This window comes from Aquimarina acroporae, from assembly GCF_023195925.1.
Taxonomy (GTDB): domain Bacteria; phylum Bacteroidota; class Bacteroidia; order Flavobacteriales; family Flavobacteriaceae; genus Aquimarina; species Aquimarina acroporae.
On record NZ_JALPRE010000023.1, the window covers coordinates 15921 to 38490 of the forward strand.

Below are 22570 nucleotides of genomic sequence, written 5' to 3' on the forward strand. Positions count from 1 at the left end.
ACTTCAGTTGTTTATAATAAAATTTCTTCTCGTTTCCCTTTTTCGTCACTATCATTTTCTAACCATTGTTTCATAGTTATCATTTCGGATAGTTGACGAATGGTCTTCCCATTAAAAATGTCATCTAGTTTTATTTGAATCTCAAATTCTTTATTGATACTATTGGCCAATTGAATTACATTTAAGGAGTGCCCTCCTAGATCAATAAAACTGGATTCTACTCCTATTTGATTTTCTTCCTTTTTAAGAATTTTAGCCCATAAGCAAACCAAATTCTCTTCTATTGGATTTGAAGGAGCCGTATAAGTTTCCTTTTTCTCGACATTGATATTGGTTAACGCTTTTTGATCAATCTTTCCATTTTTGGTATAAGGAAAAGCTTTTATCCAGATAAAAGAGCTCGGGATCATATATGACGGCAGTAATGTGGACAGGACATCTTTAAGTTCTTCATCTTTCGGCTGTTCGTATCCAGACAAATATGCCAGTAATTGTTTGTTTTCATCATTTCCTTGAACAGTTACATAGGCTTGTTTTATCATTAAATGTTGCTCAAGTATGTTTTCAATTTCTCCAATTTCGATTCGATGCCCTCTTATTTTTATTTGGTTATCGATTCGTCCTAAGTACTCGATTTTTCCATCAATATTCCACCTTCCTAAATCTCCACTTTTGTAAAAGCGTTCTTCATCTAGGGTTACAAATTTTTCAGAAGTTAATTCTGGCCTATTTATATATCCGTTAGAAACACCTGATCCTCCAATATATATTTCTCCTGATACGCCAATTGGGACCAGTTTTTTATCTGAATCAAGGATGCGAATCTTAGCATTAGCCATAGGATACCCAATGGTAATTTCATCATCTAGTACTACCTCAATTGCTGTACATGCCACTGTTGCTTCGGTTGGGCCATATTCATTGTATACTTTAATATCTTCATTAATATTTTTTACAATTTGGATGTGACTATTTTTTAACGCCTCCCCACCACAAATAATGGTTCTCACCGAAGTATTTTCGATAGTTAAATTTTCAAGAATGGTCAAGTGCGTTGGAGTTAATTTTAATGTATCGATCTCCTTATTATTAAAACTCTCTAAAAGTAATTGGTCAATACTTTTTTCCTCGTCACATAAAAAGAGCTTTTTCCCTCTTGTAAGGCTTGTAAAGATTGCTGTTATCGATAAATCAAAAGACATAGAGCTCATTAAAGCCCAGTTTCCTTGATCAAAACTTTCAAAATAATATTCGTTACTTGAAGAGATATAATTATATAAATTGGCATGGGAAATCATACAGCCTTTTGGCTTTCCTGTAGACCCAGAAGTATATAAAATATAGGCCAAACTATCTAAATCTACTTCTGGCAACTTTCTAGTTGTATTCTCAATTGTAGATTCATTTAATTCTGAGATTTGCAGCCAATGGTATGATTCTAATACTTCTGGTTGTTCATCTATATTGGTAATAATAAATGCACAACCACTTTCTTCCATCATATGAATAATTCTAGAACCAGGTAAAGCTTTATCTAAGGTGAGATAAGTTGCTCCAGATTTTAGAATAGCCAAAATTGCCGTTATCATATCAATAGATCTGGTCATCCGAATTCCAATAATCTCTCCAGGAGAAATACCTTGATCCATTAATTTTAGGGCCCAATCATCAGATTTACTATCAAGTTCTCTGTATGTAAGGCGCTTTCCTTCAAATATTAATGCATCTTCTTCAGGATACAACCTAACCTGTTCTTTGAACAAATCTATTATAGTCTCGTTTTCAGGATAGTTTACTTCTGTATTATTAAAATCTACTAATAGTTTCTTTTGCTCTACTTCTGAAACGATATCTATATCTTGAACTGTTTTGGAAACATCTAGAAGTACAACATCAATAATCTTTTTCAGGTACTTTGAAAAACGAACTATAGTTGACTCTTTAAAAAGATCTTTACTGTATGTAAATGAAAAACTTAATTCATTTCCTGTATCTAGTACAGACAAGAGAAGGTCAAACTTTGCTAAGGTATTTGATGTACCATATTCAACTATTTCAAGTTCTGTATCTTTTAAGTCTATTCCTTCATTTTCAAATCTGTAATCTAAAAACACATTAAATAATCCATTTTGATCAGCTTCGTTTTCAACGTTTAATATTCCTACCAATTCTTCATAAGGGAACAGTTGATTTTCGAGAGCCATTGCATTCCCCTCTTGTACTTGATGAAGGAAATCATTAAACGTTTTCTTTGTATCTAAATAATTCCTAATTGGTAAGGTATTAATGAAATTACCTGTTACGTTTTGTAGATCATCATGTTCTCTACCTACCGCTGGTGTTCCTACTACTATATCGGTTTGATTAGATAACTTACTTAGGAAAATATTATAGATCGTCAAAATCACACTGTATGCTGTTACTTTTTCTGATCTAGCAATATTTTTTAATTGCTGAACTTTAGAAGAGTTTAATGTAAACTCATATTTCCCTCCTTTTTCACTACTTTTTTCTGGTCTGCTATAATCAAATGGCAGTTCAAGTTTTGAAACCTCTTCAGAGAATTTCTCTAACCAAAAATCTTTTTGTTTGTTTATTTCAGTCTGCTGTTCCTCTTCCAATCTCCACATGATATAATCTATATACTGGATTTTGGGTTTTGGCAATATTTCTCCTTTATATAGGGAAATTAAATCTTTAATAAGGATTTCATTAGTTACCTGATCAGATACGATATGATGTGTGTCCATTATCATAATGTGTTCTTGATCTGAAACTTTTAAAAGTCCAACCCTCCACAGTGGAGCTTTTTCAAGGTCAAACGATCTTATGAAATCATTTATCGTATCTTGTATAGTCTCTTTTTTAACTACATCAACCACTGAAAAAGGAACCGTATCTGAAATACGCTGAACCGGATTTTCATTTACAAATTCGAACGAAGTTCGTAGAATACTATGCCTTTCTATTAATTGTTGAAACGCTTTTTCAAATCTGGTCTTTTTAACATCACCCCTTAGCGTAACTACCATTGGAATATTGTAGGCCTTAGAATCTTTGTTATACTCATGCAGGAAAAACATCTGTTGTTGAGAAGGTGATAATGGATAATATTCTCTTTTCTCACAAGATTGAATGCTAAGATGTTTTACCTTCTTTGTGGCTGATAAAACAAGTTTATTCAAATGAGCGATCGTTGGTGATGCAATTACATCTTTAAGAGCTACTTTAATATTAAAACTTTTATTGATTTTGTTAGTTAAAAACACAGACTTTAAAGAATGCCCTCCTAAATCAAAGAAATTACTATTTAACCCAATAATACCTACCTCCAGATCAAGAACCTCTGCATATATTCTTGCCAATTCCTTTTCTAATTCGGTATTGGGTTCTAAATGGTTCTCTTGCTTTGTTATTGTTGGTTTTGGTAACGCTCGTCTATCTATTTTACCCGTTATAGTGCGAGGAAACTCTTTTATATGAACAAAATATGAAGGGATCATATAATCTGGTAATAGTGTCGATAAAAATTCCCTTAGCCTAGCCACTGGAATTATATCTTTTGCTTGGTAGTAAGCAACAAGAAATTTTTCTTTTTCGTTTTCACTTACCACTACGATGCCATTTTCGATATCTGAGATATTCAACAACTGACATTCAATTTCAGAAAGCTCAATTCTATACCCTCTTATTTTTATCTGATTATCCTTTCTACCGTGATATTCTAAGTTACCATCTGGTAACCATCTCACCATATCTCCTGTTCGGTATACCTTATTTTCTGAACCGCCCCAATTTGATACAAATCTTTCCGATGTTAATGATTCTTGACCTACATAACTCCTAGCTAAACCATCTCCTCCTATACAAAGTTCTCCAATGGTACCTACTGGAACCAAACCACCGTAATTATCTGTTACATAAGCACGCTCATTGGGTAAAGGTTTTCCAATTGGTATTGTATCATATAGATCAAGTTCTTTTCTATTCACCTTGAAACAGGTAGAATCTACGCAAGTTTCTGTGGGACCATAAAAATTGTATAACTGAGTAGTTTCTGCAAACCTGTTATAAAAATTATTCACCAGCGCTTTAGACAATGCCTCTCCCGCTAAAATCCAACTAGATAAACTAGTTATCTTTTGTCCTTCTTTTGAAGCATCCATCAACATCCCCAAATGCGTAGGAGTACCATCTGAAACGTCAATGTTATTATCGTTATAGAACTCTAAAAGTTTCACTCCATCTTTTCTGCTCTCTTCATCTACCACATATAGCTCATGTCCTTGTAAAAAAGCTCCAAATATTTGCTGAACAGAAGCATCAAAAGAAAAAGATGCTAATAGTGATACCTTTAAATAATTATCTTCATATCTACTATATACTCTTTCTTGTAACCCTTTAACCAGATTCATTACTGCCTTATGGGTCATCATCACTCCCTTTGGCTCTCCCGTAGAACCTGAAGTAAATATGCAATATGCTAAATCTGAGGCTTCTGTTTCAAAGGAAATCCTTGAAATACTCTGAGAATTAATACTATCTGAATGTATAGCTTCAACAGGCAAATAGGATGAATATGCTTCCAGATATACATTTTGAGTTAATAAAAAAGTTGCTCTACTTTGATCCAACATATATCTTATTCTGCCTTCTGGTAAATTAATATCAAGCGGCAAATACCCTGCACCAACTTTTAATACTCCCCATATACTAGTTAACATATCTGCGGTTCTATCAAATAGTAATCCCACAATATTCCCCGGAATTACCCCTCTTGAGATAAGATAATTTGCAATTTTATTAGATCTTTCATCTAAATCTCTGTAAGTCAATCTTTCTCCATTAGAAACTAACGCGATACGATCTGGATTACGATCAACTTGTTCTTCAAATAAAGCTACCAGACTTTTACCTTGATCATAAGTTATGGCTGTATCGTTAAAAGTTTGTAAGAGCTCATATTCACTATTTTGAAGTACGCTGAAATTTTTGAGTTCCCGACTTGGTTCCTCTATTATCTGATCCACAATTTTTTCAAAATAGTTTACAAACTTTACAATACTCTCTGCATTAAATAAGTCTTCTCTATATTGAAAATTAAGTTCAATTTCATCATCTACCTCACTTGCTCTTAAGGTCATATCAAGTTTTGATACTTTAGCGTCATAGTCCAAAGGTTCAATAACAAAATCACTACTGTTAAAGTTAGATTCTTCTAGGTCAAAATACTCAAACATAACACTTACCAAAGGGTGTCTACTTGTATCTCTTGCTAAATTCAGAGAATCTACTAGATCTTCGTAAGGGTAATTTTGATGTTCAAAAGCATCAAACGCTCTACTACTAACTTCTCTTAAAAATTCTAAGAACGGTTTAGTACCGATAGGAAAATTTCTTAGGGCCAAAGTATTGATAAACATTCCTGCAATCTGTTCCAAATCAGCGTGAGGTCTTCCGGACACAGAAGTTCCTATAATTACATCTTCCTGATTGCAAAGCTTACTTAGTAATACATTATAAACACTTAATAAAACCATAAAAAGAGTAGTATTCTCTTTTTGAGCTAATCTTTTCAAAGCTTTAGTTTTTGTTTCATTAAGACTAAATTTTAAGTTTTGCCCATTATAATTGATTGTTGCAGGACGAGCTCCATCAATAGGTAATTCGGTAAAAGGAACGTCATCTGCAAACTGGTTTAACCAAAAATTCCTTTCATTTAACAACATTTCTTGTTGTCTTTCATCCTGTTGCCATACTGCATAGTCTTTATATTGAATGTTTATATCCTCGAGATTTTCTTCATTATATAATTTTATAAAATCTGACAGTAGAATATTACTTGTGATTCCGTCAGAAACGATATGATGTGTATCGCATATAATCACATATTCCTTTTCTGAAATTGAAATTAATCCAACTCGTAGTAATGGTGATTTAGTTAAATCAAACGGTCTAATAAAATCGTTCAAGATTTCATCTATTTGATCCTTTTGAGTTTGCTTAAAATGCTCAACCGAAAAATTATTTTTAGTTAAAATACGCTGAACTACCTCTCCATCTACAGTTTCAAAAACTGTTCTAAAACTCTCATGTCGTTGAACTAATTCTTGAAATGCTAACTCTAATTTTGTGACATTAACTTTTCCTCGTAATGATGCCACCATTGGTATATTATATGCCAAAGATTCCTTATCATACTGATGTAAGAAGTACATCCTTTTTTGTCCAGAAGAAAGTGGATAATATGATCTTTTATCTACCTTAGGGACTCTGGAAAAATGTATTGCTGTACAATGTTCAATTTCTTTGGCCAGCTCTTCAATATTTTTAATAGATACTAGTCTTTTGAGATTTATAGAAACCTGAAAAACCTCTTCTAACTTATTTTTTAAATAAATTAGGTTTAAAGAATTTCCTCCTAAATCAAAAAAGTCATTTGTAATCCCAATCTTATCTTCTTCGATCTTTAATATCTCCGAATATATTGTCACAAGTTCTTTTTGAATATCGTTCTCTGGTAGAACAATTTCATCTAAGAACAGATCATGTTTTGGTAGTGCTTTTCTATTTATCTTACCACTAATAGTGTAAGGAAATGTATCTAACCACATGTAACTTTTAGGAATCATGTAATCTGGTAATTTCTCTAACAGAAGCTCTTTTAATGCTGATGTTTCTAGAGTATCAACTCCTTTTAAATATGCACAAAGTTGTTTGTTTTCATCTCCTCCTTGAACAATTACAAAAGCTTCTTCAACATTTGGGTGATTTTCTAGTACACTTTCAATTTCTCCTGGTTCTATTCTAAATCCTCTTATTTTTATTTGGTTATCGATTCTTCCTAAATATTCTATCTGCCCCTGCTTATCCCATCTTCCTAAATCACCTGTTCGGTAACAATACTCTCCATTTATTGTAACAAATCGTTCTGAAGAAAGTTTTTCGTTATTAATATACCCTTTAGATACTCCTGCCCCATGAATATATAGTTCTCCGGAAACTCCAATAGGAACATTCTTTTGATTACTATCGAGAATATAAATTTTGGTGTTTGCGATAGGACGACCTATAGGAATTGTCTTGTCTTCTATAGAAATTTTAGTTGCTGTACAAGCAACAGTTGCTTCCGTAGGACCATACTCATTAAAAATAGTTATGTTTGGATCTATATTTTTTATAATCTCTAGGTGACTCTTTTTTAACTGTTCTCCGCCACAAATAAGAGTTTTAATATAAGTTTGTTTACCATCTAATCCTTTAAGTAAAGTCACATGAGATGGGGTAAGCATTAATGTATCTATCTCTGGATTGGTGAAAGACTCTTCCAGTAGTTGATCCATGTCTTTATCCTCGTTTCCGATGAATAATTTTTTCCCTCTTGTCAAACTTGTAAAAGTTACGGTTACAGACAAATCGAATGACATAGAACTAAGTAAGGCCCAATGTCCTTCATCTTTATTTTCGAAGTAAAAATTATTCCCCCAAGCGATGAAATTATAAAGATTCGCATGAGAAATCATACAACCTTTTGGTCTACCTGTTGATCCAGAAGTATATAAAACATAGGCTAGATTTTGTGTAGAAACCATTGGTAGCTTTAACGCCTCTGTTTCATCATCAATTTTTGAGAATTGGTCTATATTTATTACCGAATAGGCATCTAACCCTGATATTTTCTCATTGATATTAGTTACAATAATGGAACTCTTGGTTTCTTCCATCATATGCGTAATTCTTGAACTCGGTAACATAGGGTCTATCATCATATATCCTGCCCCAGTCTTGAGAATAGAAAAAATAGTGATGAACATCTCAATAGACTTTGTCATTCTAATTGCGACAACATCGTCTTGTTTTATTCCTGATTTAAGTAAATGTTTCGCCCAACGAGAAGACAACACATCTAACTCTTCATATGTAAGTTTTTCATTCTCAAAAATAAGAGCCGTCGCATCTGGAGTCTGCTGTACATGTTCATTAAATAAACCTAATACAGTAATATCACTACCAAAGTTTTCTTTTGTTGTATTAAAATCAACAACTATTTGCTTCTCTTCTTCTTTGGTTAGGTAATTTAGGTCTTTAACATATTCTGTCTCCTCCAATATACTTGTTAATAATGTCTCTAGATGCCCTTGAATGCTGGAAACAACCTCATCAGAAAGTAACTCATCATTGTATAGAAGTACAATCCTTAATTGATTTTGATAAGAATACACATCTAAAGTACATGTATAGTTGGTATCCGTATCTCCTTTTAAATTATCCATAGTTAGAGGTCTATCGACATTTGATGACAATTCAGTATCTATATAATTTTGAAATGACATTATTGTGTCAAATAAAGAACCTTTTACTTCGCTCTGATTTTCTATAGTATTCAGTGAAAAATATCCGTACTCTTCTCTGCTAATAGTATGCTGTTTTTGTAATTCTTGTAACCAATCTGAAACTTTATCATTTTCGTCAATAGTACTACAAACCGGAATTGTATTCATATATAACCCAGCTTTGGAATCTATACCATTATGTCTTAAGTTTCTTCCAGATATAATGTTACCAAAAGCAACTGTTTCATTGGTAGTATACTTTGAAAGCAGATAGGACCATGCTCCTTGAACTAATGTATTTTCGGTAATTCGGTATTTCTTTGTTATTTCTTGAATTGGACCCTCAACGGTAAATTCGACTTTTTTATTACCAAACCTCTTATTTCTCAATGAATCATTGGTAACAAAAGGCAGATATGTTGATGATGACAATCTAGAAAGATACGTTGACCAAAACGAAACTCCTTCGGTTTCATTAAATGTAGTAATGTGTCGAAGGTGATCTCCAAATTCATCAAGAGTCAATTTTGGGGTGGGTGTACCTGATTCTAACTGCACATAGTAGTTATAAAAATCTTTCATTAAATTTTGCACAGACCATCCATCTAAGATGATATGGTGATGCGTAAATACAAACCTTGTGCATCTGTTTCCTAGATCAATAAGATGAATGCGAAATAGTGGTGCTTTATCAAGAGAAAACCCTTTTTCTAAATCTTGTTTTAAAAAGCTATCAAACTTAGTCTCAATATTGGCAGGGTCTACTTCGCTATAATCTAGTTCACTAATTGCGCATTCAACCTGAGCATAAACACACTGAACAGGAACGTCTAGACCTTTTGCAAAAACACTCGTTCTTAAAACCGTATGCTTTTGTATTAAATATTTCCAGGTTTTCTCAAAATTATCTCTTGAAATTTCACCATTTAAATCACAATAAAACTGGCATACGTAAGCAGATTCGTTATTATCATATAAATTATGATACAAAAAGCCTTTTTGCAATGGAGTTAGTGGATACAAATTAGATATTTTTCCTTGATGTATTGGTAACTCCAAAAAGTTATTTAGCTTTTCATTTGATATTGTAGAAGGTAAACCAAAATCGCTTACGGTTTTTGTTCTATAGAAAGGGTTAGTTTTTTGGTTTTTCAGGAAAAAAATCAACTCCTTTTTATTGGACTTTATAACATCCAAAATATCCTCAGATAGTTGATGACCTACCTTTTTCTTTAATTTAATCTCATCATTCTCAACAAATAGTTTGATCCCATTACTTATAAGAAGCTCGACTATATTGTTCATATTGTTACTTTCCATTTTTAAAAACTTTGTATTAATGAATAATGATTTATATAGAGAAAATTTCAAAGTCTTCAACCTTCTCCTGGGCTTGCTCACCCATTTCTGATTCTAGTGTAAATTGTAGTATCTTTTCTAAGGCAATTACATAGTTATCTGCCAATTCCTGAACTGTAGTTTTATTATAGCATTTCGCATCATACTTCCATTCCATGTGTAACTGACCGTCCTTAATTAGACTATCTATTGATAATTTATGTTTATTAACATTACGATCGCCTATAGTATTTCCAGTATCCTCAATGGTTAGTTCAATTACATTCTCTCTTTCAGAAGTCCAACCAGTATCGAAGCTTCCTAAATAATTGAATGTTATATCTTCATAGAAGGCTGATAAATTAGACCTTATGATTTCAGACTTAGACTCGGTTCTTAACAAATTAAATCCAATTCCTTTATTAGGAATACCCCTTAACATATCTTTGGTATCGGCGATTAACATCGCTATATTATTGACATTCTTAAGATTAAGACAAATGGGATATAGACTTGTAAACCAACCTATGGTTCTGTTTATATCGGTATCCTTAAACAACTCTTCTCTACCATGTCCTTCCAGTCCAACTACTACTTTTGAGTCATTCAACCAATCTGATAACGCCAAAGTAAGTGCACAAATAAGAATATCATTAATATTTGTTTGAAATGCACTATGAGCATCATGAATTAATGTTCTTGTTAAATCTGAAGGCAAGGATATTTGTATTTTATCGGTAGCATTATAATCTGCACTATCATTATTAATGATATCTACAGGTAATGGGTTATAATTTGATAAAACTTCCTTCCAGTAAATATGTTCCTTCTCTAAAATAGAAGAAGTGGCGTGGTCAATTAATTTTTTATTCCATTGTCTATATGAGGTCTGTTTTTCTGGCAACGCAGGTTTATCTCCAGAGATCTTTTGTTCTATCAAACTTGTTAAATCCTCAATAATAATTCTTTGGGAAACCCCATCAACCACTAAATGGTGCATCACGATTAATAATCGATTATGCAAATCATTGTCTCCTGTCTCAAACCAAACTGCCTTTAAAACATTCCCCTTAAAAATATCTAAATCCTTTTGGTGGTTTTGACATCTTGCGGGAATCTGTTCAACTGATGACACTTCTTCTTGAATAACTTTAGGAATTCTGGAATTATAAGACTGTAAAGGGTAAATAGAATTCTCTATGCTATCATAAGACATTCTTAATACATCATGGTATTTTACCAACTCTTCTAATGCAAAGTTTAGAACCTCTACAGTAACCGATTTTGAAACTTTAAACATCATCGATTGGTTATAATGACTAATGTCTTTATATCCTCTTTCAAAGAAGTGTTTCTGAATTGGATGAAGTTTAACTGGTCCAGATAAAACTCCTTTTTCCTGTAATGTTCCGGCACTCTCCTTGATGTAAGATACTATTTGTGAAATCGTCTGGTGATTAAATATATCTTTTACCTGAAAGTGTAAACCAACCGTTTTACATTTACTTGCAAGTTGAATCGCCTTAATAGAATCTCCTCCAAGTTCATAAAAATTATCATGAATACCTACTTTTTCTATTGCTAGAATCTCTTGCCAAAAGGAAGCCAGCTGCTGTTCTAACTCTGTTGTAGGTTCTACATAATTTGTATCAATTATCGGTAAGGGTAATGCCTTTTTATCGACCTTACCAGAATTGGTGGTAGGAAATGAAGGCATTTGAACATAAGCTCTAGGAATCATATATTCTGGCAAATCTAATGCTAGCCTTTTTTGAATTTCTTTGCTACTAATTTCTTTGTCAGAAACTATATATCCGATTAATTGCTTTTCTTCTTTTTCTCCTTCTTTTACGATTACAACAGAATGATTTACATCTGGTATCCTATTCAAAACAGATTCTATTTCTCCAATATGGATTCTAAACCCTCTTATCTTAACATGATCATCTTTTCTACCACAATATTCTAAATTACCATTAGACAACCACTTTGCTAGATCACCAGTGCGATACACTGTATTTTCTCCCTCTACCCAGTTAGAGCAAAATTTAGAAAGGGTCAACGCTGTATCACCAATATAACCAGATGCTAATCCTTCTCCCGCAATACATAATTCTCCAATTGTACCAGGGGGAACTAAGTTTCCATATTTATCTGTGATATAAACTCGCTCATTAGGTAAAGGTCTACCAATTGGAATTTGATCATACTGCTCTAGTTCATTTTGATCTACTTTAAAAGACGTGGTATCAACGCAAGTTTCTGTTGGACCATAAAAATTATATAATTGTGTGCTTCCTTTTGATTTTTCATAAAAGGTCTTTACTAAATCTTTAGACAATACCTCCCCAGCAACTATCCAACTGCTTAAAGAACTTAACCTACTTTTTTCGGTAAATGAGTCGGTAAAAAAGCGAAGGTGAGTTGGAGTACCATCTGACACATCTATATTATTTTGGTTATAAAACTTCAGTAGTTTTTCTCCATCTTTTCTAGTTTCATCGTCTGCAACGTATAAAGAATGCCCCATTAAAAGAGCTCCAAATATCTGTTGTATAGAGGCGTCAAAAGCATATGATGCTAATAGACAAACATTTAAAGTTTTATTTGGGTATGTATTGTATACTCTAGCTTTAAGTCCCTTAACTAAATTTAAAACACCTTTTTGTTGCATTACCACACCCTTCGGGGCTCCGGTCGATCCTGAAGTGAAAATCACATACATTACATCTTCCTGCGTAAGTTTTGGAAGTTCTAAAGATGAATTCTGGATATTAAGCTCTCGTAACTCAGAGACATTAACCAACTTGTTCGAGTCTAATTCTAGGTTAGGTTTTTCTACATTTGTTAAAATCAGTTTTGCATCACATTGATTTAACATGTAAGACTTTCTTGATTCAGGCAAATTTGTATCAATAGGGAAATAAGCTGCTCCTGTTTTGATAACCCCTAAAACAGATACTATAAAATCTAAAGATCTAGTCATCATAACACCAACCTTATCACCTCTTTCCACTCCAAGATGAAGAAGGTTTTTTGCCAAATTTGTAGACTTCTCATCTAGTTCTAAATACGTCAGGCTTTTCTCATTATACACCAATGCAACTTGATTTGGTGTCGTTCTCACTTGCTCTGAGAATACTTCAATAACATTTTTACCATCTGTAATTGTTGGTTCTGAAGAATTAAATTCTTCCAATAATTTTGTATAATCCTGTTCTGATAAAACATTTATATCCTTTAGGACAATAGACTCATTATTAATTATTTCATCAATAATAGATTCATAGTATTCAGCAAAGCGCTTCACAGTATCCAATTCAAACAAACTTTTACGATAGTCTAGTGAGCATTGTTGAATTCCATTTTTTTCAACAATTCGAAGTGCTAAATCAAATCTTGCAAAAAAGTTTGAGTGTTCTAGTCTTGATAATTTAAAATCTGAAAGTTCTATATCAGACCAATCAAAATTGTGATATTCAAAAGTAATATCGAACAAAGGGTTGCTATTCCCTTTTGATTTTAAATCGAGGTCACTCAATAGTTGATCAAAAGAATATTGTTCATTTGAAAGGCAATCAATAACATTTGTATTTACTTCTCTTAAAAACTCGACAAAGCTTTTCTCCCCTTCTGGATATGAACGTAATGCCAATGTATTGATAAATAACCCTATTGAATTTCTCAACTCTTTTTTCCATCTTCCTAAAGTGGAAGTCCCTAATACAATATCTTCTTGATTTGACAACTTGGCAAGTAGCACATAAAATATTGTAAGAGTAAGTGTAGACATTGTTACCTGCTCCTTTTTGCACAAAGCTTGTAACTTCTCTTTTCTTTCCCCATGTATTTCAAAAACAAAGCTATTGCCCTCAGATTTATCTAAATCTCTATTGGTATAATCGTTTGGAAGCTTAATAGATTCTGGAAGTTCCGAGAACTGATCTAACCAAAACTTTTTCTGATCATTTGTATTTTTGTGTTCTTCAACAGTCTTTTCATAAACTACAAAGTCTCTATACTGCAGCTTTAAGGGATCCAACGTTTCTTTTTTGCAAAGGGACTCAAATTCTCTTATTAGAATCTCGAATGAAGCAGCATCTATTACAATATGATGAACATCAATAATTATTTTGCTGTAAACATCATTTTCCTTTTGAATTAGCACTCGAACCAATGGAGGTCTTGTCAGGTCAAAAGGTTTTATATATTCTTGTAATAAATTCTGAACATTTTTTTCTGTACTTTCTACAATTTGAATTTTAAAATCTACGTGATCGTGAACTTTTTGTACTGGTTCCCCGTCTTTTAATTCAAAAGATGTACGCAGAATTTCATGCCTTTCTATTATTTGCTTAAAAGCCTGTTCGCAAAGAGTTACATCTAGTTCGCCTTTTACTTCTAAAACAACAGGAGTATTATATGATAACGAATTTTTGTCTATTTGATGATCTACAAATAGTCTTTTTTGAGTGTCAAATAAAGGATAGTATTCTCTATCTGGAATTGGTATAATACTACTTGGTTCTGCTTTACCAGCTTCAGTTATAAGTGCAACCTGATCTTGAAAATCGGTTTTTGTAAATAATGTTCTAACGTCAATTTGTATATCAAATGCTTCTTGAATTCTAGATGCCAAAATTCCTAATCCGATAGAACTTCCTCCTAAATAGAAAAAATTATCAGTTACACTAATATTATCAATTTCAAAAAAGTCTTCCCAGATCTTAACTAACGTTTTTTCGATATCTGTTGAAGGAGCAACATACTCTCTTTCTTCAACAAGGCTATCATTTTGATCTAAACTGCTAAGAATAACATCATAAGTTCCTTCAAGAAATTTCTTTCTAAGAACGTATCGTTGAATTTTACCACTTGTTGTCCTTGGTATTTTATCTACCATGACAACTTCTTTTACTTGTATCCCAATACGATCATTAACGATTTTTTTGATCTTATTGGCTAAAAGAATAAAATCTTCAGTTAGTCCACTAAATTGCAGAAATATATAAAGTTCATCTTCATGCTTTTTCTCATCAAAAATGTTACATGAAATCGCATGTTGAAATTGAATCTCTGGCAATTCTTCGAGCAACTTATCAAGATCGTTAGGGAAATAATTTTGCCCATTAATGATAATCATTTCCTTTTGTCTTCCTGTAATTACCAAATGATCCTCATGCAGAAAGCCTATATCTCCGGTGTTAAACCAACCGTCTTTTGAAATAACCTTTGCAGAAGCTTCGGGATCATTATAATAACTTGATGTAATAGCAGGACTTTTTAATTGAATAATACCTAAAGTATCTTCGGGTAGCTCTTTATTATGTTCATCGGTTATTTTTATTTCAGTACCTAGAAATGATCCTAAATCTGCAAATGATGCTACATTTTCAGTCGTACTATCCTCAAATTTTATCCTGGTTCCTATACTCAATTCACCGCGGTCGATAAAAAACTCTTTAAGCCCAGCGTCTTCTTTGTAATATGCAGAAACACCTAATACAGCTTCGGCCAAACCGTATGCAGGGTTAATTGTATTTTGAGCTAAACCATATTTTTCGAAGACCTTTTCAAATTCTCTACACACTTCTATTGAAACTGGTTCTGCACTATTAATTAGAACTCTGAGTTTATCGAAAGACAAGTTTTCTAGATTTGCTCTTTCCAAATTTTTAAGTACGTGAACAAATCCAAAATTAGGAGATCCGGAAATCGTAATTTGTTCTTTTGATAAACTTTCTATCCATACTTCTGGTGCAGAAAGGAACAACATTGGAGACATCAGACATTGGTTTGCATTAACCAATAATGGGAGTATATGAAAGAATATGAGTCCCATATCATGAGTTAATGGCATCCAACCAAGAAGTTTGTCTGCTTCTTGAATATTGAACTTATCCAAAGAAACTCCAACATTGTATATTATACTTTCTTGGGTATTTGTTACTCCTTTTGGGGTACCGGTAGAACCTGAAGAGAATTGAATAAATACCAAATCAGAAGGACTAACAGTTACTGGAACAGCTTTTTTACTGTAGACAAGCTCATCATTATCAATGAAATTTGATAAAACATCATTAATAACATCGTCATGTTCTAAACTAAATTCTTTTAGAATATTCTTAAATTCTGGAACATCTGAAATGATATAAGGATTCTTCAGTTTTTTCCATACCCCGGCAATTTTGGCCGCAATATCTGAAGTAGTTCCCAATACTATTGGAACAGGAATAAATCCACCAAGAACACATGCCCAAAAAGTGACTACGAAATTCTTATTCGACTGAAATTGAAATACCAATTCGTCTCCTGGGCATAACCCAACTTGTTGCAAAGCATGAAGCTTATAACTGGCTTCAAGATACAACTTCTTGTATGACAGATATTGGATATCATTTTTAGACTCTATAAAGGTAATTCCAGATTCTTCTTTAGAATTTATATTATTCAAAAAGATTTCTTGTAATGTTTGTCCTTCCATTTTGTTTAAAATTCTTTACGTTTCACAGCTTACTACACCAATTCTAATTCACTTGTTTCCAAAACCTTATCTATTATCATTATAGATAATTTGTTTACAGACGGTAAGGTCAACAATTCCATAGAAGACATATTGATCGCAAATTTGTTATTGATTACTCTTAATAGCTCAACAGAAAGAATGGAGTCAATTCCTAAGAATCCAATTCCTTTGTCAGATTGAATTTTGTCTTTAGACAGTTTTAAAATCCTCGATAATTCTTCTTTCAAAAAGGCCGCGACATAAGATTGTTGTTCTGGTTTTTCCAATGCTAGTAATTCTTCTATGCACTGATTTTGCTCATCATTTAAACCTTTATTTGAACCTACTTTGGTTTTAACCAATTCTTCAAACATATAATACCCGCTACCTTTCATGTTTTCACTCAGCACTTCCCAATGGATATCAAAAAAGCCTACCTGTCTTGGTTTTTCATATAGTATTTTCTCTAATCCAACGAGCACCTGATTATTGGTAAAACTTCTAATTCCAGTTCCCTGATAGATAAGGTCTTCTAAATTCTCACTTCTGGCCACAACTCCAGATTGTGCCAATACTCCAAGATTAATTGTTGTTGCGGGTATCCCTTCGTTATTACATATGTGAGTAAATGAGTCTAACAACGCATTAGCTACGATATAATTAGCCTGCCCAAGATTTCCGATTAATGAAGAAACAGAGGAAAACAAAATGAAATTATCTAACTCAAAATTCTTACATAATTCATAAATATTTAACGCTCCATCCAATTTAGGTCTCATTACTTTTCTGAAGCGATCTATGTTCATATCTACCAAAGAACCATCGTCAAGAACCATAGCACAATGAAAAACACTTGCAATTGGCGGTAAGTTTTGGTTAATATCTTCGAATACTTTAGACATTTCTTCTAAACTTGAAACATCTACTGCATAAGCTTTGACATTCACCCCTTTTTCTCTTATCTTTTCTACTGTTTCTATTGCTTTAGGATCTTTAAGACCACTTCTGCTCAATAAAACAAGATTTTTGGCTCCTTTATCTATCAACCATTTCCCAATCTCAAAACCTAAACCTTTTGTTCCTCCAGCGATCAAATAGGTTTTATCGATTTTAATTAATAGTTCTTTTTCTCTAAAAATTTCTACTTGTTCGTTGGTGAATGAGATAATTACCTTTCCTATGTTCTTTCCTTCATCAATTAAGCTGAAAGCCTCCGAAATAGTGTTGGGAGAGAATACTTTAACAGGTAAAGATTCTATTTCATTTACATCAATAAAAGATGCAATATCTTCTAATATGCTAGATACTTCTTCAGGTTTTTCCTTAGTCATTCTATCTACATCAATAGCAGAAAAAGAAATGTTTTTATTGAATAAACTCATGGGTAACGCAGCGTTATCCAAAATATCTTTCTTACCGATTTCTAGATAGGTACCATATGGTGCCAAAGCCGATAAACTTTGATGCATGGTCTCCTTGGGCAATGCACTTAACACAATATCTACTCCTTTTCCACTTGTAGTTTCTAGAATTTCCTTGGCAAAGTCAAGACTCCTTGAACTGTACACATTATTAATACCAATAGATTTAAGGTAGTCTCTTTTTTCTTCGGTCCCGGCAGTAGCATAAACTTCAGCTCCAACCATATTTGCATAGTTTATAGCTGCCATACCAACTCCTCCGGTGGCATTATGAATTAATACCTTATCACCTTTCTTTAAATTACCTTTATCTCTTAAACTATATACCGCTGTCAAATAGCTCAGTACCACGTTTGATCCTTTACCTACTAAATTTTCAGGACATTTAACCGCTAAGAGTTCTGAGGTAGTAGTATAGGATTGAAAAGTTCCTCTTGCGATGGCTATAACTCTATCTCCAACTTTAAACTTACTTGCTCCTTTACCGACTCTGGTAACTACTCCTTCACAATCGCACCCCATTGAATTACCAGTATACGAGCCTTCAAGAGATTCTGGTACAATTTTATTGGTAACCTTCAAATAATCTTTGAAATTAATCGAAGCATTATCAATTAAAATTTCAATTTCACCCTCTTTAGGATCAGCTCTATCAACCTCTTTAAAACTTATATTTTCAAATCCATCAAAATCTTCATTTGCTAATTGCAGCATATTATCTTGAAAACTTACCGTCTCTTTAGTTAACTCAACATCTTCATTATTCCAGCTTTGTAAGCTTCTTTTAAATATGGTATTATTACGAATTGCTATTTCTTCATAAGGCTTAACAGAAGCATACATCTTACTAAGAACTAATCTCCACAAGTCTGTAGATATTGGGTTTCCATTACTAGATTCAAAATCTAACAATCTTACATCCCAAGTAGGAAATTCGTTAACGATTATTCTTCCTAACCCATGAGCAATTGTAGATTCTAAAGATTGAATTTTATCATTTTCATGAACAAACTGACTTCCTTGGGTAATTAAATTAAGGGTAAGTTTATTCTTTAAGTTCTTCGAACAATATTGTGCAAGATCCAAAATAGGTTTGATCCTTTTAAGGCACTCTTCTCCAACTTCAGATACTCGATTAAGTGTATCATTTTCTACAAAGTACACAAAGGTTACATCTGAACTAAAATCAGCTTTTATTTCTTCAGAAACTGCATCAAGATCCTCCAGATTTACCATGTAATGTCCTTCTCCCAGCTCTTTAAAATCTGATCCTGGTTGTAGTACGACAACTTTACCTTGTAATTCACCTAGTAATGGAATACACCCTGAATAATCATCAGTAAAAATGTAAGTAACGGTATCATAATCTGTCGTAAAATTAGTATCAGACTCTTCCTCAATCCAATTAGTTGTAAATAAACAATCATCAACAAAATCTTCTTTTTCAGGAGTTTTTGCTACCAATTCTTGGCATTTAAAATCTTTTATCTCAATAGCAACATTACCTTCAACATCACAAATTGTCATATCAATTAACACTGAATTATCCGTACGAGATTTCAAATTTGAATAACAAACTAATTCATCTCCAGGTGAAAAATGACAATACATTTTTCCCATAGAAACCGGAACAAATTCAGAATCATCAAACGCGATTACAGATTGAAAGCATGCATCTAGTAAGGTAGGATGAATAAAAAATTCATTCAACGAATCTTTAATTTGTTCATGTCCTTTAATTGTTGCGATTAGTTCATTTTCCTCAAATTGAATATTTTCAATTGTTCTGAAATAAGGCCCATAATCCAATTTTGACTTACTTAACTTTTCATAAATTTCATCTTCATAAATGGTAGATTTCAAATTTTTAGATGTTAAATCTATTTTTGTTGCTCCATTTTTATAATCTCCAATTATAAACTTTCCAGAGGCTCTTTGTGTCCAAACCATATCCTCCCCAACATTAGAGCTATCTATGGTAAAGACTTGACTTTTATCATCATAAGAGGTATATAAATCCTGTAATTTATCCTCTTCTATCACTAACATTTGGTGAAATTTCACATTTTCCAATCCAAATGAAACTTCTGGACTTATTTCATTTTGATAGTAAGCAATTCCCGCAGCTATATATCCTGCACCCGGAAATACAACTCTATCCTGTACTACGTGATCATTTAAGAATGGAAAAAAGTATTTATTAATTTCTACCTTATATGTAGACTTTGGCGACTGCACTTTTTGATGAAGAAATACATTTTCTTTTCGTCCAACTCTTTTTTCAATAGATACTGCTGACTCTTCCCAATAATGATCTTTCTGCCATGGATATGACGGTAATGGTAAGTATGGTAATTTTCCTACCCATCTATCCCAGTTTATAGAGAACCCAAGTGTGAAAAGCTGAGCTATATTCTCAAAAAAGTTGATCTGCTCAGGCTGTTTTCTATTTAATGTCTCCAGAAAATTGAAAGATTCATTATTATTTACACACTCTTTCATCGAGTTTTTCAATACCGGATGTGGACCAACCTCTATAAAAATGGTATAGTTATCATTCTCAAGAGTATTTACAGTTTCTGCAAAACGCACAGATTCTCTAACATTTCTCCACCAATATTCATTATTGATATTTTCTCCTGAAATTTTATTCGCGGTTACTGTAGAATATAAATCTATCGTAGTATCATTACCCTTTATTTTTTGAAGAGAAGTTAAAAGTTCTTCTTTTATAGGATTCATCATTGGACTATGATAAGGAACCGTAACTTTTAACATTCTATTAAACACCCCCATCTCTTCATATTTCTCTTGCAATAGCTTTAAACTTTCCTCATTCCCAGCTAGAGTAACCGATTTTGGGCTATTAATTGCTGCAATCGAAACATCACTATAATCAATCAAGGTATCTTTGATTTCTTCTTCTGGTAGTCCAACTGCTAGCATGGTACCTGTTCCTGAAGTCGTGTGTTGTAATCGACTTCTATGATAGCTTACCAAAAGAGCATCTTCAAGGGAGAGAGCACCAGATACATATGCCGAGGCTACTTCTCCAACACTATGTCCAACTACAGCATCTGGAGATATTCCATAATGGTTAAGTAATTTTGTTAAACCTATTTGAATCACAAGGTTTGCAGGTTGTGCGATATAGGTCTCCCCTATTTTAGAAATATCCTCAGGTTTTTCCATTTCCGCAATGATGGACCACCCAGAAATTTTAGTAAATTCGGCATCACACTCTTCGATAGCCCTTTTAAACACAGGTTCGGTTTGCATTAAATCACGCCCCATTTTCCACCATTGCGGCCCCATTCCCGTATATACGAAAACTACTTTTGGTGCTGCTGACGAAACATTACCAGTGGTAATACCTTTGATTAAAATATCTTCTTCAAAAGCCTCTATTTTTTCTAATAATTCATCTTTTGAAGATGCCACTATTGCCAATCGATCTGAATGATGAGATCTTCTATAGGCTGTATTACTAAGTACCTGAGCAAAGTTATTATCTTCATTCTGGAGATAGTCTTTATATTTTTTAGCAAGAGCTACTAAAGCATCTTTACTACGAGCCCCAATTGGAAAAATAAAATTATCTTTCTTAGCCAATTCACCTGTAACCTCATCTGTATTTTGAGCATATTGTTCTAATACCACATGAGCATTAGTTCCCCCGTATCCGAATGAGTTAATAGATGCATGAGATTTTTTATCTGTTGGAAGTTCGTTTAATGATGTTGGTACTTTTAAAACGCTGTCATTATAATTAAGTGCAGGATTAGGGTTCTTAAAATGCAAACTTGCCGGAACCTGATTTTTATTTAAACATAAAGCGGTTTTGATCAAACCTGCCACTCCGGAGGCAGCTTCCAAATGCCCAATATTTGTTTTAACAGATCCTACCAAGAGCTTATCATCTGAAGTTCTTTTTTCAGATAGCACTTTGTTTAATGCTCCAAATTCTATGGGGTCACCAACAGGAGTTCCTGTTCCATGAGCTTCGACGTAATGAACATCTTTGGTATCTATACCATTTTCTTTATAAACTTTTTGTATTAATCTGGTTTGAGCATCTCCATTTGGCACTGTAATTCCAGAGGTATGACCGTCTTGATTCACTCCTGTACCATTTATTAATGCATATATCTTATCGCCATCTTTTATTGCATCTTCATAAGGCTTTAGGATTACTACTCCTCCTCCTTCTCCTCTTACATACCCCCCTGCATCACTATCAAAAGCTTTACATCTAGAGTGTTTAGACAAAAACTGTCCTTTACTCATATTTATAGACACTTCGGGTCTTAATAACATATTTACTCCTCCCACAAGAGCCATAGAAGACTCTCCTCTCCAAATACTCTGACACGCATAATGAGTAGCTACCAAAGATGAAGAACAAGCAGTATCTATCGTAATCGAAGGTCCATTGAGATCAAAAAAGTAGGACAATCTATTGGAGAGCATAGTTAACGATATCCCTAAGGCAGTTTGAGAATTCACCAAATGTTTATTATCGTTTGCAGCCTTAATAAGGTAGTTGTCAAAAGTAAACCCTCCAACAAAAACCCCTGTACTGGTCCCTTTTACCTTTTCGATCGGAATACCTGCATCTTCAAAAGCTTCATAAGCAACTTCTAACAAAATTCTTTCTTGCGGATCTAAAGATTCTGCTGCCATGGGAGAAATTCCAAAGAACATTGGATCAAAATCTTCTATGCTTTCTTTAAGAAAACCACCCTGACGAGCTTTTATCTTGCCTGGTTTATTTTCGTCTTCATCATAAAAGTGTCGGTTATCCCATCGGTTTGATGGCACATCAATTACTGCATCAGTTTGATCAACTAGCATCTCCCAAAACTTCTCGGGAGACGAGCTAGATCCTGGGAATCGACATCCCAATCCTACAATAGCGATAGGTTTATTTTGATTTTTCATAATTTTTAGAGTGAAATAAATTATTATAATAA

At 33.2% G+C, this 22570-nt stretch carries 3 protein-coding genes; all 3 read right to left on the reverse strand.

What is annotated here, in order from left to right:
* Positions 1–11: 11 nt before the first annotated feature.
* From M0D21_RS22255 to M0D21_RS22265, 3 genes are read right to left on the reverse strand one after another with little or no spacing between them, the layout of a single operon-like run.
* Positions 12–9638, reverse strand: coding sequence for a non-ribosomal peptide synthetase (locus M0D21_RS22255; protein WP_248333654.1), 9627 nt, complete (start codon positions 9636–9638; stop codon positions 12–14).
* 46 nt (positions 9639–9684) lie between these two features.
* Positions 9685–16155: a non-ribosomal peptide synthetase gene (locus M0D21_RS22260; protein ID WP_248333657.1), complete on the reverse strand. Its 6471-nt coding sequence runs from the start codon at positions 16153–16155 to the stop codon at positions 9685–9687.
* Positions 16156–16187: 32 nt separating this feature from the next.
* Positions 16188–22538, reverse strand: coding sequence for a type I polyketide synthase (locus M0D21_RS22265; RefSeq protein WP_248333659.1), 6351 nt, complete (start codon positions 22536–22538; stop codon positions 16188–16190).
* Between the last annotated feature and the right edge of the window lie 32 nt (positions 22539–22570).